Source organism: Streptomyces sp. NPDC014727, from assembly GCF_043083485.1.
In the GTDB taxonomy this organism is placed as follows: domain Bacteria; phylum Actinomycetota; class Actinomycetes; order Streptomycetales; family Streptomycetaceae; genus Streptomyces.
The window spans coordinates 79058-95748 of sequence record NZ_JBIBYR010000014.1 but is presented as its reverse complement, the minus strand read 5'-3'; the positions used below and the strand labels follow the sequence as shown (position 1 = coordinate 95748).

At 67.1% G+C, this 16691-nt stretch carries 12 protein-coding genes and 1 pseudogene; 1 reads left to right on the top strand and 12 read right to left on the bottom strand.

Annotated elements, in window-relative coordinates; translation table 11 throughout:
• Nucleotides 1–414: 414 nt before the first annotated feature.
• The 8 genes from ACF1B9_RS22520 to ACF1B9_RS22485 all read right to left on the bottom strand — a co-directional run bounded on the left by ACF1B9_RS22520 (nt 415) and on the right by ACF1B9_RS22485 (nt 9456).
• On the bottom strand, nt 415–822 hold the full coding sequence (locus tag ACF1B9_RS22520) for a hypothetical protein (protein ID WP_391795934.1): 408 nt from the start codon (nt 820–822) through the stop codon (nt 415–417).
• A gap of 71 nt (nt 823–893) precedes the next feature.
• Nucleotides 894–5528: a putative T7SS-secreted protein gene (locus tag ACF1B9_RS22515; RefSeq protein WP_391743279.1), complete on the bottom strand. Its 4635-nt coding sequence runs from the start codon at nt 5526–5528 to the stop codon at nt 894–896.
• On the bottom strand, nt 5528–6175 hold the full coding sequence (locus ACF1B9_RS22510) for a hypothetical protein (protein WP_391743277.1): 648 nt from the start codon (nt 6173–6175) through the stop codon (nt 5528–5530). Before ACF1B9_RS22510 ends, ACF1B9_RS22515 begins: the two co-directional genes overlap by 1 nt.
• A complete protein-coding gene (locus ACF1B9_RS22505; RefSeq protein WP_391743276.1) occupies nt 6172–6678 on the bottom strand; it encodes an SseB family protein in 507 nt (168 codons plus the stop codon). Before ACF1B9_RS22505 ends, ACF1B9_RS22510 begins: the two co-directional genes overlap by 4 nt.
• A 473-nt stretch (nt 6679–7151) precedes the next feature.
• The gene (locus tag ACF1B9_RS22500) at nt 7152–7421 is read right to left on the bottom strand and encodes an integrase core domain-containing protein (RefSeq protein ID WP_391743275.1); all 270 of its coding nucleotides are present in this window, start codon (nt 7419–7421) and stop codon (nt 7152–7154) included.
• Between the two features lie 91 nt (nt 7422–7512).
• On the bottom strand, nt 7513–7935 hold the full coding sequence (locus ACF1B9_RS22495; RefSeq protein WP_391743274.1) for an arsenate reductase ArsC: 423 nt from the start codon (nt 7933–7935) through the stop codon (nt 7513–7515).
• On the bottom strand, nt 7928–9046 hold the full coding sequence (gene arsB / locus ACF1B9_RS22490; RefSeq protein ID WP_391743272.1) for an ACR3 family arsenite efflux transporter: 1119 nt from the start codon (nt 9044–9046) through the stop codon (nt 7928–7930). The genes ACF1B9_RS22495 and arsB overlap by 8 nt, the downstream gene beginning before the upstream one ends.
• Complete coding sequence (locus ACF1B9_RS22485) at nt 9043–9456, bottom strand: ArsR/SmtB family transcription factor (RefSeq protein ID WP_391743271.1); 414 nt, start codon at nt 9454–9456, stop codon at nt 9043–9045. Before ACF1B9_RS22485 ends, arsB begins: the two co-directional genes overlap by 4 nt.
• Nucleotides 9457–9559: 103 nt before the next feature.
• Here ACF1B9_RS22485 and arsM point away from each other — a divergent pair.
• Nucleotides 9560–10312 (top strand): annotated as a pseudogene (arsM, locus tag ACF1B9_RS22480) (arsenite methyltransferase); the annotation flags it as partial.
• A gap of 401 nt (nt 10313–10713) precedes the next feature.
• On the opposite strand, the gene ACF1B9_RS22475 reads toward arsM, so the two are convergent.
• The 4 genes from ACF1B9_RS22475 to ACF1B9_RS22460 all read right to left on the bottom strand — a co-directional run bounded on the left by ACF1B9_RS22475 (nt 10714) and on the right by ACF1B9_RS22460 (nt 16390).
• Nucleotides 10714–12042, bottom strand: a complete 1329-nt coding sequence (locus ACF1B9_RS22475; RefSeq protein ID WP_391743270.1) for a class I SAM-dependent RNA methyltransferase — start codon at nt 12040–12042, stop codon at nt 10714–10716.
• A gap of 101 nt (nt 12043–12143) precedes the next feature.
• Nucleotides 12144–14192 (bottom strand): APC family permease, encoded by a 2049-nt coding sequence (locus tag ACF1B9_RS22470; RefSeq protein ID WP_391743268.1) that lies wholly within the window; start codon nt 14190–14192, stop codon nt 12144–12146.
• A 113-nt stretch (nt 14193–14305) separates the two neighbouring features.
• Complete coding sequence (locus ACF1B9_RS22465) at nt 14306–15391, bottom strand: 1-aminocyclopropane-1-carboxylate deaminase (RefSeq protein WP_391743267.1); 1086 nt, start codon at nt 15389–15391, stop codon at nt 14306–14308.
• 270 nt (nt 15392–15661) lie between these two features.
• On the bottom strand, nt 15662–16390 hold the full coding sequence (locus tag ACF1B9_RS22460) for a GntR family transcriptional regulator (protein ID WP_391743265.1): 729 nt from the start codon (nt 16388–16390) through the stop codon (nt 15662–15664).
• Between the last annotated feature and the right edge of the window lie 301 nt (nt 16391–16691).

Here is a 16691-nt window from a genome sequence, read left to right as displayed (position 1 = left end):
CTGAAATCGTCGCCGCTATGGTTGCTTCCACCATGAAACCGCAGGTCAAGCCGCTTCCAAGGGGCAGTCCGTCCGCTCGATCCGCTACACGGAGGGAAACAGGTCGAGCGCCCACCCAGGCAACAAAACCACAGGTCAGGCACCCTTGTCCGCCGGCTCCAGAATCGCCACGCACTCCACATGATGCGTCATCGGAAACACGTCACATTAAGAAGGAAAGACATAACCGCAGGTCAGCACGGGTTTTCGGCTGCCCCGAGCAGGCCGGCAGACGCCCGGAGCGTCAAACGAGCGTCACGGCCAGCCCCATTAGCGTTTCTACGAGCCGAACCAGCCCATGTCTTTCAACAGCACATCTCAGAGGTGCGGCAAGTCGTCTCCAGCAGACGGGTCGACGGGCCAACGGCGTTGCTGTCAGCCGAGGCTGACGCTCCATACGTCTCCATGCCCCAGCGATTCGTCGCGTTCCTCATGGTCATTGCTGACCAGGACGGATACCTTCGTTGCAGATGCGCGGTACTCCAGAAAATCACCTTGATCGATAATTTGAAGGGCGGGAGGATTTGGCAGCTTGAAAAACTCGTCGCGCAATTCATCCCATGTAAGGTATTGGGGAAACTCGTCGCGCATGGCAGCGTGCCACCGATTGGCCATATCGCTGCGGGCCGCCAGCCTGTGCAGCTCGATGGCACCCCCGGATACGCTCCAGCCCTGACCGGAATTCAGATAAAATTCGATGAACCCATAGTCACGTCTCATTGAATCACCGTCCTCGTCGACAACATCCACGAAATCACAGTTAATTTTCTGCTGAAGATTCATGAGTGTAGAGCCGATGCCAACCCCGTACAATCGCCCAGTTGCGATGAATGAGGCGATCAGTTTAGCGCCACTCACGGCCATCCCTCCAATTTTTCGATGAGTGCTTTCATTTCATCCGCCCGGTTCTTTTTATTTCCCCAGTTGTGATCAAGCATATGCTCCCGGGCGGACCTGGCCTTGGTGAGCAGATCGGCGCGAAGCTTGGGATCGGTGTTCACGGCGTCCACGGCTGCCTGGACGCTCTTGTCCGAGGCCCAGCCGTGTTCGAGCCTGATCGGTGCACCCGCAATGTTGCCGTTATCATCCACGAACACGTGCACTTCATCCTCAAGACCCAGCTTTTTCTTCAGTGGGATGTGGATGTGGGCGCCTTTGGTGGCCCAATCGGATGCCACGGGAGATACACGTATCTTGCAGGGCTTCAGCCCCAACGGGTCGGCCCATGTATGCGGGTTCTCCACATACGTCAGGGCGTTGGGGGCAGGGTCGAGGCCCAGAGGATCAGCGGTCACATAACGGGCCGTTTCGGGGTCGTAGTACCTGTGGACGTTGTAATGGAGGCCGGTCTCGGGGTCAAAGTACTGGCCAGGGAATCGAAGCGGCGTGTATGCCGTGCTCGTTGTCGCCCAGGTTGTCGTGCCCCACAGTGTGGTGCGCGTGCGCCAGGCCAATCCCCCCGACTCGTCGATGAGTTCGCTCGGAGTGCCGATCAGATCGGTGACGATGGTGAAGAATCTTTCATCAACGGCCTCTTGAGACGAACCACCTGCGAAGATGCGCTCCACCTGCGCCAACGGGCGCACGCCGTCGTGATCCCACGTGAGCGTGACAGGGTTGGGCAGGCCCTCCCCGGTAGCCCATTGCTCGCAGAGCTGTGCGTCGTCCCAGGTGAAGGAGGTCTGCTCCAGGACGGTGTCGCCGTCGCCGGCGAGGCGCTGCTTGGCTGTGCGACGGCCTATCGGATCGTACTGGTAGCGCCAGACTGTTCCGTCCGACGTGACCACCGAAACGAGCCGGTCCTCGGCGTCCCAGGCGAATCGCCACGTTTCGGGTTTACGGGAAAGCCGCCGCTTCTGACGGAGTACGATTCTGCCCTGTTTATCATGCTCGTAGCGAATGTTCCCCGCTGTGCTGATGCGTGTGCCCGCATAGGTGCGGGTCCCTACAGCCTCCTGACCCGGGTGTGCGGTGGACCAGGTCGCTTCGGTCTGGTTGCCTGCCGCGTCGTACGCGTATCGCTCGGTCCAGTTCGAGGCGTGCACGGCCGTGACCCGGCCCAGGGCGTCCAGGTCGAAGGTTCGGCTGCCGCGGAAGTGGTCGTCGATGCCGGTGAGGTTGCCGTCGGCGCGGTAGGAGTAGGCGCGGTGCTGAAGAGTGCGGTTCGTCGCTGTGACGTGCAGACCAGTGAGGCGGCCCATGATGTCGAATTCGTGCCGGAGCGCGACTGTGGAGCCGATGTGCCGGGTCAGTTCCTGGCCTGCCGCGTCCCGTTCGAAGGTGAGTGTGCGACCGGCCGTCGTGAGTTCATCGCGTCGGCCTGCAGCATCGTAGGTCCAGGCGCTGACGGATCCGCCGGGGGTTTTCCTGCTGGTGCGGCGTCCGAGGGCGTCATGCTCGAAGGAGAGACGTCGGCCGTTGACGGTCTCGTATTTCAGGCGCCCGTATCGATCGCGCATCCGGGTCAGAGTGGTGTCGGGTCCTGATGCGTCGGCCAGCTGGTCGAAGATGTCGTACTCGTAGTGGGTGAGTGCTCCGTCCGCGTCTTTGCGGAGCAGTTGGCCGAGTTCGTTGCGTTCGAACCGGATGGTCTGACCGGCACCGTTGGTGCGGGAGACCAGGCGGCTCGCGGCATCGTAGGTGTATGTGAGCACCCGGCCGTCGAAGTCGCTCTCCGTGGTGAGACGACCGGCTGGATCGTATCTGTAGTTCCAGGTCAGCCCTTGTGGGTCCGTAACTTCGGTAAGTCGGAGCAGCGGGTCGTGGCTGAACTCGTACCGCACTCGGTCCGGGCCGGTTCGTGCCACGAGCAGGTCGAAATCTGCGTACTCGAAGGTGGAAACGCCTCCCACGGCGTCGGTGTGAGTGAGGCAGTTGCCTTCACCGTCGTACGTCCAGAACTGTTCGCTTCCGTCGGCGTCGATACGGTGGGCGAGTTTCCCCTCCGTGGTCCAGGCGAACCGGGTGACAGCTCCCAGGGCGTCGCTATTCGAAGCCGGGCGTCCGTAGGCGTCGCGCTCGTAGCGCGTCGTTGCGCCCAGCGGGTCGGTGATCTCGGCGGCCAGACCAGCCGCGTCGCACCGCACCGCGGAGCGGTGTCCGAGTGCATCCGTCACGGATGTGAGGTGTCCGGCCTCGTCGTACGTGTAGGCCGTTGTCGCGCCGGAGGCGTCGGTGACCGACGTGCGGTTGCCCCGCTCGTCATACGTCTGTCGAGTGACCGTCCCGTCCGCGCCCTTGACCCGCACCGGCAGGCCGAGGGCGTTGTAGTCGGCCGTCAGTTCACGCCCGTCCGGGCGGACCACCGAGGTGAGGCGGCCATGCTCGTCGTATGTGGAGCGGGTGATGTGTCCCAGCGGGTCGGTGACGGACAGGAGCCGGTGGTAGCGGTCGTGCTCGTAGCGGGTGACCGCGCCCAGAGGGTCGATCTCGGCGATGACCTGGGAGCGGTCGTTGATCACATATCGCTCTGTGTGGCCGAGGCCGTCGGTCATGGACGTCATGCGTAGGCCGGTGGTGGGGTCGGTGTCGTCCCAGGTGAAGTGGGCTTCAAGGTGGCCGTTCGTGCCGGTCTGGTACACGCAGCGGTCGTGTTCGTCGTAGACGTACTCGTACCGGCTGCCGTTGGTGTCCGTCCACGAGGTGATGCGGCCGAGTTCGTCGCAGCCGAAGCGCAGCGGCTTGCCTGAGGAGTTGGTGACTTCGGTGAGGTGGCCGTGGGTGTAGCCGTAGCGGAGGATCTCCTGGTCGGTGCCGTCCGGTGCGGCGCCTGCCAGGTGCAGGGCGGTGACCCTGCCGTCGTTCGTGGTGAGCTTCAGGTGATAGCCACCGTGGTGCACGATCGACGTCGGGGCACCTGTCTCGTCGTACTCGAAGGCGATCCAGCGGCCGTTGCGGTCGTCGATCTGGGCCAGGAGCGCCAGCTTCCCGTCGGAGTGGTCGACGAAGTGCCGGACCAGGCCGGTTTCCGGGTCGGTGACGGTGTAACCGTCGTCCACCCGGTCCAGCGGCCAGCGCCGACCATGCGTGGGCATGACGGGAACGCCGGGCGCGGGATGCGGGTAGGCGAGCAGGCTGCCCTCGGCGCAACTGAACACCATGCCTTCCGCGTCGATCTCCAGGCGCTGGTCGACCGTGCTCGACCAGCCGGTACCGAACCAGCGTCCGGCTCGGTAGGAGGAGTCGAAGACGCGCGCGAAGACCAGGGGCAGCGATCCGGGCAGCGTGATGTCCGTCTGAGGGAGCAGCATGCGTCCGGTGGCGACGTCGACGGGGTCTCCGGCGCACTTGACCTCGCTGCACTTCTTGGCGTTGGAGTCGGGGTTCTTCTCGTGTCCGTGCCGGTTCTTGCCCTTGGGGCGTTCGAGGAGGTCCTTCATCCCGGCCCGCAGGCCGCCCTTGATCAGGCCGCCTCCCTTGGTGCCGACCAGTTCGGGGACGAGTCGGCCGATGAATTCGGAGGGGTCGCCCTTGGCCGCGTCCCAGGCGTTCTTCAACGTGCGGTCGGGGTTGGCGGCGCTGGAGACCAGGCCGGCGAGCGTCATGTTGACGCCCTTGTAGTACTCGGCCGGGTGCGTCAGGTTGTACGGGTCGGTCGGGTTGACCGAGCGGACGAAATTCAGCAGTCCCGCGGTGCCCTTGACGATACCGCCACCGAAGTGCGCCAACTCGAAGCCCTGGCCCACGCCGTAGTCGACAACCTCCTGCTTCAGCCGGTCCAAGCCCGTGGGTTCCTTCGGGGCGTGGGCCATCGCCGCGGTGATCGCGCTCTTGGCCGACTCGGCAGCCTCGTTACGCGCCTGCCGGGCGTGCTGCAGCATCTCCTGGGCATGCTGCCGCTTGGCCACGCTCGGATCGGAGAACTTCCCTGGGTGCGGGAGCGGGTGCTCGGTGTTGCGGACCGCGTTGTACGCCGCCGCCTTCTCCCGGAACGCGGCAGCGGCCGTCTCGTAGTCCTGCTTGCCCTCCTTGTACAGAGCGATCGCCTCACCGGCCTTGGCCTGCGCGCTCGTGACCGTCCCGGCATACGTCTCCAACGCCGTGGCCGCGTCCTCGAACGCATCCGCCGCACGTAACCAGTCGGTCGGCAGTGTCTGGAACTTCTCCCGGAACGCGTCGGCGGCCACACCCCTCCAGTGACCGGAGTCGAGCTTCTTCATCCCGCCGCCGACGAGATCGAACGCCCGCTGGAAGTCCCGGAGGTTCTTCACCGTCGCGGCGATCTTCTCCGGCCTACCATGGATCAGCTCGTTCGCTTCCTCGCTCTGCCCGAGCTGCTTCTCACCAACCTCCGCCCCGAGCGAGGACGCGGTCTCGTCCCCCCAGTCCTCGACCGCGTCCGCCCACCCGTCGGCACCGATCTTCTCCAGACCGGAGCCGACGAAATCGGTGCCCTTGTCGATCCCCTCGCCGACGATCTCCTTGCCCTTGTCGACCAGCTTGCCGGCACCGTCGTAAAGGTCTCCGCCGAGCTTCCCCCAGTCCACCATCAGCGACTCTCCCCCCACCGCGGCTGCTCGGCCTGACGAATCGCCTCCTGCGACGGATCAAGCTGCTCCTTCAGCCGCTCATCCGCCACTGCCCGCACCGCCGGGTCCACCAACCCGGACCGCTCCATCGAGTCGAGCGCGGCGTCCTCCGCGTCGTAGGCGGTGTCCTGCCAGTTCTGCTTCACCTCGGCGTTCGCCTCAAGCATCGACTCACCGCTGAAGTCCGGGTTGTCATACGCGGACTGGTTGCGGATCGTGTCCCAGCTCATGGTCTTCACCTCGTCCTCGGACAGGTGCGGATTCCCGTTCAAAGAGTTCACGCCGACCTTGAACGAGTCCTTGATGTACTGCTCCTGCTCCGCAAAGGAACCCGCCGACAATCCGACCCCCAGCGCGAAACCGTTCCCCTTCTGCGTCAGGGCCCGCACACCCCACTCCCAGCGATTACAGAACGTCTCGAACTCAGACGTCAGCCCGCCATGCCCCAACTCCAACCCCGACAAAGCGAGATCCGAGAACCCCCGGCCCGTCGACGCCTGGCCGATGAACCCGAGATCCTTCAACTCCGCATGCGCCAGATCGATCCCCTTCGCGATCTCGGCCAACGCCTCCGGCGGCACCTGAAGATCGGCACTCTCCCCGCTCACTGCATCCCCCCGAGATCCACAGCAACCGCGTCCGGCACGATGCCCGCCACCGGCGGAAACAACATCCCGTCCTCACCGCCCGCATCCAGCGCCACCCCCGCAGGCCCCGGCAGCATCGGCACCATCACATCCAACAACCGCGCACCCAGCACCGTCCGGTACACCCACTCCCGCCCGACATCCCCCCGGGCTTGCGCGAACCGGGCCAACGCCTCCTCATCCGAGAACGCACAGATCCAACGAACCCCGTTCTGCTGCGCCGACCACAGATCCCCGAACTCATCCAGCGGCACCAACACCGCCGTACGCCGGAACTCACCCAGCAACACAGCAAACTCATGCCGGGCCGCCGCCGTCGGATCATCCTCCGGCGCCATGGCAGGGACCGGCTCCAGGGCCACACCCGGTGTCGACCGCACCTCGGGAGCAGGCCAGTCGGCCAAGTCGGCGATCTTCGAACGCCGGACGGGCGGCTCTGCTATGTCATCCCCGATATCGAACACCTGCCAAATGCTGTCACGGCACGCTTCCCCGGAGCAACGAGCAAAAATGGCCAGCCAGTCATGGCCCGGACCCGGTCGGCTTCATGCCAAGACTGAGGATGCGCTCTGAATTCTTCGGCAACGGCATCACCGGCCAGAACGGCGCAGCCGGAGCCTTCGCCCCAGGTGCCTCCCCATCCGCCTCGCCTGCCGCCCCCCTCTTCCAAGCCCACCGACGCCGACGGCCATGAAGCAGCCCACGCCCACGAGACGACTCACCAGCTGCCCGACCCGAAGCACATCAAGTGCTCCGGGAACTGAGCTCCCTGCCATGGTCCGAGATACCGAAATCCTGCGCTTGCTGCTTGGGGACCGCCCCGCAGTGCGCGGGCCATTGTGTGTGCAAGCTGGTCGACGAGGAGGCCGAGAAGGCGGACCGGACTCCACCGGCGCCATGAGCTGCCCCGAGTTTCGTAGAGTCCGGTGATCTTGTTTCAGGCGGACTGCGGGGAGGCTTCCTGCTGTCGCCACCAGTCGCGTTCGTACTCGGCGGGTGGTACGTAGTCGAGGGCGGAGTGGAGCCGTTCCTCGTTGTACCACGTGACCCACTGGAAGATCGCCCGTTCGACCTGGTCGACGTCCTTCCAGGGGCCTTGCATCAGCGGCATCAGCCGTTCGTCGCGGAGCCGGCGGGCGGACTTCGGTCGCTTCTTGCGGGCGAAGTACGTCGACGGCCCGCACCTTTGGCACCCCGCCAGGGACACAAAGGGACCGTTTTACTGGCAACCTCCAAGAGTTCCGCAAAGCGGCGGTGGGTCAACCTGCGGCCCACCGCCGCTTCGCGGGCCCGGGCGGTCAGGTTCCGCTGGATCGGAGCTCGTCGAGCAGGCTCCGGATCCGTGATTCGATCTCGTCGCGGATCGGGCGGACCGCGTCAATGCCCTGGCCTGCTGGGTCATCGAGTTTCCAGTCCAAGTACTGCTTGCCGGGGAAGACGGGGCAGGTGTCTCCGCAGCCCATGGTGATCACGACGTCGGATGCCTGCACGGCCTCGGTGGTCAGGACCTTGGGGATCTCGGCGGAGATGTCGATTCCGGCCTCGTTCATTGCCTCGACGACGGCCGGGTTCACGCTGCCGGCCGGGGCCGAGCCGGCCGAGCGGACCTGGATGCGGCCCTGGCCGAGGTGGGTGAGGAAGGCGGCGGCCATCTGCGAGCGTCCGGCGTTATGGACGCACACGAACAGCACCGACGGCTTCGCGGCGGCGGTGTCAGACATGGGCGGGACCTTCCTCGGCGGCAGCCGCAGGGGCCGGCAGGGGCTCGGAATTCGGGAAGTAGCGGCGGGCGGCGAGAGCGACATAGACCAGGCCGATGAGGACCGGCACCTCGATGAGCGGGCCGACAACCCCGGCCAGGGCCTGCCCGGAGGTCGCGCCGAACGTTGCGATGGCTACTGCGATCGCCAGTTCGAAGTTGTTGCCCGCGGCGGTGAACGCCAGTGTCGTCGCCTTGGGATAGTCCAGGCCGACGGCCTTGCCCAGGGCCATGGAACCGGCCCACATCACGGCGAAGTACACCAGCAGCGGCAGCGCGATCCTGACGACGTCGAGGGGCTGGGAGGTGATCGCGTCGCCCTGGAGGGCGAACAGGACGACGATCGTGAACAGCAGCCCATACAGGGCGAACGGGCCGATGCGGGGGATCAGCTTCGCCTCATACCAGGCGCGTCCCTTGGCCTTCTCGCCGATGCGCCGGGTCAGGAAGCCGGCGGCGAGGGGGATGCCGAGGAAGATCAGCACGCTGCGGGCGATCTCCCACACCGAGATGTCCAGCGTCGTCTGGTCGAGGCCGAGCCGGCCGGGCAGGACCGACAGATAGAACCAGCTCAGCGCGGAGAACGCGATCACCTGGAACACGGAGTTCAGGGCGACGAGGACGGCGGCGGCCTCGCGGTCGCCGCAGGCCAGGTCGTTCCAGATGATGACCATGGCGATGCACCGGGCGAGCCCGACGATGATCAGGCCGGTCCGGTATTCCGGCAGGTCGGGCAGGAAGACCCAGGCGAGGGCAAACATGACGGCCGGGCCGATGACCCAGTTGATCACCAGGGACGGGATCAGCAGGCGCTTGTCACGGGTGACGGTGTCCAGGCGGTCATAGCGGACCTTCGCGAGGACCGGATACATCATCACGAGCAGGCCGAGCGCGATCGGCAGCGAGACCCCGGTGATGGTGACCTTCGCGAGCGCGTCCCCGAGGCCGGGGACCAGACGGCCCAGGCCGAGGCCGGCTGCCATCGCGGCGAGGATCCACACCGCGAGGAACTGGTCGACCAGCGACAGCCGTCCGGCCACCGAACTGCTCGGGGCGGTGGTCGTCTCGTTCACGAAGCGGCCCCGGCGGGCTCGTCGAGGGGCTGAAGGGGCTGCACATCCGGGTTGCCGGGGCGCGTCAGGATCGCGGCGAGCCGGTCCGTCGTCTCCGGCAGCAGCCGGTAATACACCCACGTTCCCCGCCGCTCGGACGCGATCAGACCGGCCTGCTTCAGCAGCTTGAGGTGATGGGAGATCGTCGGCTGGGACAGGTCGAAGGCCGGGGTCAGGTCGCAGACGCAGATCTCCCCGCCCTCCCGCGAGGCGATCATCGACAGCAGCCGCAGGCGGACCGGGTCACCCAGGGCCTTGAACACCTTGGCCAGCTCGACGGCCTGGTCCTCGTCCAGAGGCGCACTCAGCAGCGTCGGGCAGCACCCCTCGGCACTGTCCTGGCCGAGCACAACAAGCTCTTGTTTCGACATGCTTCTATGTTGACGTTTTTCGATCCACGACGCAAGGTTGCATCGAGGAACGTCAATGCAACCGTTCCGGGTCATGCCCGGACCCTCACGAGGAGCCACCGTGATGAGCGAGCAGAACACCGACCTGCGCGAGACCGTCCGCCGGCGCTATGCCGCGGCCGCCGTCCAGGTCACCGAAGGCGGCACCGCCTGTTGCCGACCGGCCGCGATCGAGGTTGATGAGCACTTCGGCTCCACCCTCTACGCCGCCACCGACCGAGACCAGCTGCCCGCCGAGGCCGTCGCCGCCTCGCTCGGCTGCGGCAACCCCACCGCCGTCGCCGACCTGAACGAAGGCGAGCGAGTCCTGGACCTCGGCTCCGGCGGCGGCATCGACGTCCTGCTCTCCGCCCGCCGCGTCGGCCCCACCGGCAAGGCATACGGCCTGGACATGACCGAGGAGATGCTCGCCCTGGCCCTGGCCAACCAGGAGAAGGCCGGCGCCACCAACGTCGAGTTCCTCAAGGGCAGTATCGAAGCCATCCCCCTGCCCGCCGCGACGATCGACGTCGTGATCTCCAACTGCGTGATCAACCTGTCCACTGACAAGGCGGCTGTCTTCGCCGAGACGTTCCGCGTCCTGACGCCCGGCGGCCGGATCGGTGTCTCCGACGTCGTCGCCGACGACAACCTCACCCCCGCCCACCGGGCCGAGCGCGGCGACTACGTCGGCTGCATCGCCGGCGCACTCTCCTTCACCGAATACCGCCAGGGCCTCAAAGCCGCCGGGTTCACCGACATCGAGATCACCCCCACCCACGCCGTCGCCGACGGCATGCACTCCGCCATCGTCCGCGCCACCAAGCCCGCTGTGACGGACATCACGTCTGGGACAGTGGGCAGCTGCTGCGGCGCCACCGCCTGCTGCACACCCGCCGAACAGCCTGAGGCCCCCTCCGCCACCATCACCGAGGCAAAGGCAGCGTCAGGCACGCGCGGCTCCAGTCGAGTTCCCCAGCCGTGTTCAACTTCGGGAGCAGTATCCGGTGCAGATGGTCGAACACCCCGACCTCGGTCCAGCGCCCGGGCCTGCGCCAGCAAGTCTGCCCTCGGCGCCCCGTCGATATCCGCCACCCTGACAGGGCCTGACCTACTCATAAGCTCGCCTGACACTCCATCAGAACGAGCGTCAAATGAGCGTCACGAGCGTCATTTCAGCGTCAAGGTATCGCCCGTAACGCCCACACCGCACATAATGCGCACGGACAAAACCGCGGGTCAGGAGCCCTTTGCGGCCGGTTCGAGGATGGCCACGCACTCCACATGATGCGTCATCGGAAACAGGTCGAACGCCCGCAGCGTCCGCACCTTGTAGCCGCCGTCGCGGAAGTACGCCAGGTCGCGCGCCAAGGCCGCCGGGTCGCATGCCACATACGCGATGCGGCGGGCGCCCAGGCCCGACAGGTGCTTGATCGTCTGCTTGCCGGCGCCTGCCCGCGGGGGGTCGAGAACGATCAGGTCGCACTCGGTGATGCCGGTGCGCGGCAGGATCTGGTCGACCTTGCCGTGTTCGATGCGGACCCGGTCGAGGTCCTTCAGGTTGTGACGGGCGTCCTCGGCGGCGCGCTTGCCGGACTCGATGCCGAGGACCGCGCCCTTCTCGCCGATGCGCTGGCCGAGTGCGCCCGCGAACAGGCCGACGCCGCAGTACAGGTCGAGGGCGGTGTCGCCCTTGCGGGGCAGGAGGCCCTGCATGACGGCGCGGACGAGGGTGTTGGCGGCCTGGGGGTGCACCTGCCAGAAGCCGCCCGAGCCGACCCGGTAGGTACGGTCGTCGGCGCGCTCGCGGACGAAGGCGCGGCCATGCACCCGGTGGACGCCGCCGTCGCGCTCGTCGACGCGCATCACCGAGACCGGCTTGTCGAGCTCGACGAGGGGCAGTCGGCCGCCGGGCTTCGGGGTGAGGATCACCTGGCGGTCGTGGGAGCCGGTGGCCGCGATGGCCTCCACCGAGGCCATGCCGTGCCATTCCCGCTTCTCGATGCCGAGCTCGGTGACGCCGGGGGCCGCGATCAGGCAGCGCTCGATGGGCTCCACGTCGTGCGAGCGGTGCTTGCGCAGGCCGACACGGCCGTCCTCGTCGATGGCGTACTGGACGCGGGTGCGCCAGGCCGGTACCTCGCCCGCCGGAAGCTTGTCGCCCTCGGCCGGCATGACGGTGCCGTCCCAGCCCGCCTCCTCCGGGGTGAGACCCGCGAGGCGCTGGAGCTGTTCGGCGATCACTTCGCCCTTGAGCCTGCGCTGGGCACCGGGCTTGGCGTGCTGCCAGTCGCAGCCGCCGCACTTGCCGGGGCCCGCGTACGGGCAGGGCGCCTCGACGCGGTCCTTGGACGCCTCGATGATCCGTACCGCGTCGGCGCGCAGGAAGCGGGAGTCGCTCTCGCCTTCGGTGACCTTGGCGATGATCTTCTCGCCGGGAAGCGTGTGCCGTACGAAGAGGACCCGTCCCTCAGAGGTGCGGGCGATGCAGTGGCCGCCGTGTGCGACGGGCCCGACCTCGACCTCGTACTCCTCCCCGACCAGCGACGACGTGGGTTCGTTCTGCATGAGGGGGAGGCTCCAGAGATCAAGGGACTAACGGCCGGACAACAACCTACGATTCTACGTGGGTGTCGTCCGGCCGTTTACCACGAGCGGGCGGGGCGCGGTCAGCCCTTGTTGGCGGGTTCCTTGGGCTTGCGCTCCACGGGTCCGCGGCGCACCGAGCCCGGTGCGTTCCACTCGGCGCGCTTCCTTGCGCGCTTCTTCGCCGCCTCTGAGGACTCCAGCTGGTACGGCACGGAGGTCACCATCACGCCCGGGGTGAACAGCAGCCGCCCCTTGAGGCGCAGCGCGCTCTGGTTGTGGAGGACGTGCTCGTACCAGTGGCCGACCACGTACTCCGGGATGTACACGCTCACGACGTCGCGCGGGCTGTCCCGGCGCAGGCCCTTCACGTAATCGATGACCGGGCGGGTCACCTCGCGGTACGGCGAGTCGAGGATCTTCAGCGGGATGTCGATGCCGCGCCGCTCCCAGTCCTCCCTGAGCGCTTTGGTCTCGGCCGGGTCGACGCTGATGGAGAGCGCCTCCAGACGGTCGGAGCGGATCAGCTTGGCATAGGCGAGGGCGCGCAGCGTGGGCCGGTGGAGCTTCGAGACCAGGACGATCGAGTGGACCCGCGAGGGGCGCATCGTCTCGTCGACCGAGGTCTCCTCCGCGGCGATCTCCTCGGCGACCCGGTCGTAGTGCCTGCGGATCGCGGTCATCGTCCCGTAGAAGATCACCATGCCGAGGAGGGCGACCCAGGCACCGTGGGTGAACTTGGTGGCGAGCACCACGACGAGCACCAGTCCGGTGAAGAAGGCGCCAAAGGTGTTGATCGCGCGGGAGCGGACCATGTGACGGCGCTTGACCGGGTCCTTCTCCGTCGCCAGGTGGCGGTTCCAGTGCCTGACCATGCCGGTCTGACTGAGAGTGAAGGAGACGAAGACACCGACGATGTAGAGCTGGATGAGCCGGGTCGAGTCCGCTCCGTAGATCCAGACGAGCAGGATCGCCGCGCCCGCCAGCAGCACGATGCCGTTGGAGAAGGCGAGCCGGTCACCGCGGGTGTGGAGCTGGCGCGGCAGGTAGCGGTCCTGGGCGAGGATCGAACCGAGCAGCGGGAAGCCGTTGTACGCGGTGTTGGCTGCCAGGAAGAGCACGAGGGCAGTGGCTGCGGCGAGTACGACGAAGAAGAACGTCCCTTCCCCGAAGACAGCGGCCGCGACCTGCGAGATCACCGGGTTCTGGACGTAGCCGGAGCCGACCGGGACACCCTTGTTGATCAGATCCGTGGCCGGGTTCTCCGCCATCTTCACACCGGTGGCCATGGCCAGGGCGATGATGCCGCAGAACATGGTGACGGCCAGCAGGCCCATCATCGCGAGCGTGGTCGCGGCGTTCTTGCTCTTCGGCTTGCGGAAGGCGGGCACACCGTTGCTGATCGCCTCGACACCGGTGAGAGCGGCACAGCCGGAGGAGAAGGCCCGCAGCAGCAGGAAGACGAGCGCGAAGCCGCCCAGCCCCTGGTGCTCAGCCTTGATCTCGTAACCCGAGGTCGGGGCGTGCATGGTTTCACCGAGGACCAACCCCTGGAACGCGCCCCAGATGATCATGATGAAGACGCCGGCCACGAAGAGGTACGTGGGAATGGCGAAGAGCTTGCCGGACTCCTTGACGCCCCGCAGATTCATCAGCGTCAGCAGCACGATGGCCGCGATCGCGCAGGCCGTCTTGTGCTCGACGACGAACGGGATCGCGGACCCGAGGTTCTCCACGCCGGAGGCGATCGACACGGCGACGGTCAGGACGTAGTCGACCAGCAGCGCGCTGGCAACGGTCAGCCCGGCCTTGGGCCCGAGGTTGGTGGTGGCGACCTCGTAGTCACCACCACCGCTCGGGTAGGCGTGCACGTTCTGCCGGTACGAGGCGACGACCGTGAACATCAGCACCACGACGGCAAACGCGATCCAGGGGCTGAAGTGGTAGGCCGACACGCCCGCGACGGAGAGCACCAGGAGAACTTCTCCGGGCGCGTAGGCCACCGAGGACAGCGGGTCGGATGCGAAAACGGGAAGTGCGATGCGCTTGGGGAGGAGCGTTTCTCCGAGCTTGTCGCTGCGCAGCGCCCGTCCGATCAGAATCCGTTTGGGCAGGTCGGTCAGTTTGGACACGCAGAGGATCGTAAGCGTTCCGTATGGAAGCCGCAGACCCACCACCCCCGTGGCCTCGCAATCTCCTGCGCTCGGCGGAAAAAGCCACGAAATCCTTAACGAAATCCTTGCGCTCAGGCGTCCGCGAACAGGGCGCTATAGCCATTGAGCGCCGGCTGTCCGCCGAGGTGGGCATAAAGAACGGCGGAATCGCGGGCGATCTCGCCGCGCGCCACAAGATCGACCATTCCGGCCATCGACTTCCCCTCGTAGACGGGGTCGGTGATCATTCCTTCAGTACGTGCGGCGAGCCGCATCGCGTCGAGGGTGGTGTCGTCGGGGATGCCGTACGTGCCCGCGTGGTAGCGCTCGTCCAGCTCGATGTCGTCCACGGTGAGCTCGCGCCGCACCCCGATGAGCTGTGCGGTACCGGCCGCGATCCGGGCGATCTGCTCACGCGTACGGGCGGGCTCGGCGGAGGCGTCGATGCCCAGCACGCGCCGCGGACGGCCGCCCGCCTCTTCGAGCGCGGCGAAACCGGCGACCATACCGGCCTGGGTGGAACCTGTCACCGAGCACACGACCACGGTGTCGAAGAACACACCGAGTGCGCGCTCCTGCTCCGCGACCTCGTAGGCCCAATGGGCGAAGCCGAGCCCGCCCAGGGGATGGTCGGACGCACCGGCGGGAATGGCGTACGGCCTGCCGCCGCCCTCCTCGACCTCGCGCAGCGCCTGCTCCCAGCTCTCCTTGACGCCGATGCCGAAACCGGCGCGCACCAGGCGGACGTCGGCACCGGCCAGGCGGCTGATCAGGATGTTGCCGACCTTGTCGTAGACGGCGTCGGGCCATTCGACCCAGCTCTCCTGGATCAGTACGCACTTGAGGCCGGCGCGGGCGGCGACCGCCGCGACCTGGCGGGTGTGGTTGGACTGGACTCCGCCGATGGAGACGAGCGTGTCGCAGCCCTTCGCCAGGGCGTCGGCGACAAGGTATTCGAGCTTGCGGGTCTTGTTGCCGCCGTAGGCGATGCCGGAGTTGCAGTCCTCCCGCTTGGCCCAGACAGCGGCGCCGCCGAGGTGGTCGGTGAGCCGGTCGAGACGGTGTACGGGAGAGGGGCCGAAGAGGAGGGGGTAGCGGTCGTAGGAGGAGAGGGAGGGAGAGGTGGTGGAGGAGGTGGGGGACGCGGCGGTGGGCGGGGGCGGGGGGACAGACGCCATGGGAGCTCCCTCGGTCGGGTGTCGGTGGGGTCGTGTTCCTGGTCGGCGCGGTGGGGGTGGGGTCGTGTTCCTGGTCGGCGCGGTGGGGGTGGGTCGTGCACGTGGTCGGCGTGGTGGCCGGGGGGCGCATTCGGGTCGGCGCGGTGGCCGGGAGGGTGGCGACGACGGTGGTCACGGGTCGAGGTGTCGACTTGTCTGTGGATACTCCGCGGATCCGGCCGGCGCTCGGCCGGTCGGCCGGTCGCCGACCTGACCGGACGGTCCGTCGGCCTATCGGGGCTGCCCGTGGGCGGCCTCGGCGGAGCACCCCTGGGCCACCCCGTCGGATGGTTCGACGGACAGTTCGTCGGACGGTTCGTCTGCCAGTTCTTCGAGAGCCCGCCATATCTCCGCAGTGATCCGGGACGCCGTCTCGGCATCACGCCCCGCGCATGCCTCGATCAGCCGCTCGTGCAGTTCAGCCGAGCCGTGTGCCGCGCTCGCCGTGCCGAACTGCCGCCATTCCAGCCGCCGTATCAAAGGGGTGTAGCGCTCAACCGTGGCGGCCACGGCACGGTTTCCGCAGGCCGCGACGAGGACGTCATGGAGCCGGTCGTCGGCGCGCAGCGCGTCCGCCACGTCGCTGCGGCGGGTCGCGCCCCGGAAGAGTTCGTTCGCCTCGCGCATCGCGGCAATGTCCGCATCCGTGAGCCGAGGTACGGCGGTCCTCGCGGCCAGTTCCTGCATGGCCCGTACGACAGCCGCCGCGTCCCGGACGTCGCGCGGCACCAGGCGGGTCACCCGCGTGTAGCTCTGCGGCTTGGACTCGACGAGCCCCTCGCCGGAAAGCCGGGACAGCGCGTCACGGACCGGAGCCCGGGACAGTCCGAGGCGTTCGGCGAGCTCGGCGTCACGGACAGGGGCACCGGGCGGGATGTCGCCACGGACGATGGCGTCACGGATCGCCTCGTACGCGGTGTCCCGCAGCAGGGTCCGTCGGACGGGGCGCAGGGTCTCCATAAACTGACATGTTAGATGTCTGTGCCGCCGGCGCTCAAGGATCCGTACGCCCCCGGCGCGATCGACGCGCCCACGTGTCCGGCGGCCCACCCGTCCGTAGCGCGCGGACACTTCACGGCACCCGTTCGTCATCGCGCGGACACGGCGCGGTATCCATCCGCATCGCGCGGGCGCGGCGAAAGCGCACTCGGATGAGGCTTCGCGATCCCAGCCGCATAAGCTCATCCTGGGCAACGGGACACACCGTTGCCCCGTTGTTTGCCCGGCAAGCTGAGAAAGAAGTGTGAGCAGGGTGTTTTCG

What these genes read in the sequence shown, in the direction of transcription:
- ACF1B9_RS22520 (WP_391795934.1), bottom strand. Translation starts at nt 822, where the DNA reads ATGAATCTTCAGCAGAAAATTAACTGTGATTTCGTGGATGTTGTCGAC.
- ACF1B9_RS22515 (WP_391743279.1), bottom strand. Translation starts at nt 5,528, where the DNA reads ATGGTGGACTGGGGGAAGCTCGGCGGAGACCTTTACGACGGTGCCGGC.
- ACF1B9_RS22495 (WP_391743274.1), bottom strand. Translation starts at nt 7,935, where the DNA reads ATGTCTGACACCGCCGCCGCGAAGCCGTCGGTGCTGTTCGTGTGCGTC.
- ACF1B9_RS22485 (WP_391743271.1), bottom strand. Translation starts at nt 9,456, where the DNA reads ATGTCGAAACAAGAGCTTGTTGTGCTCGGCCAGGACAGTGCCGAGGGG.
- ACF1B9_RS22475 (WP_391743270.1), bottom strand. Translation starts at nt 12,042, where the DNA reads ATGCAGAACGAACCCACGTCGTCGCTGGTCGGGGAGGAGTACGAGGTC.
- ACF1B9_RS22465 (WP_391743267.1), bottom strand. Translation starts at nt 15,391, where the DNA reads ATGGCGTCTGTCCCCCCGCCCCCGCCCACCGCCGCGTCCCCCACCTCC.
- ACF1B9_RS22460 (WP_391743265.1), bottom strand. Translation starts at nt 16,390, where the DNA reads ATGGAGACCCTGCGCCCCGTCCGACGGACCCTGCTGCGGGACACCGCG.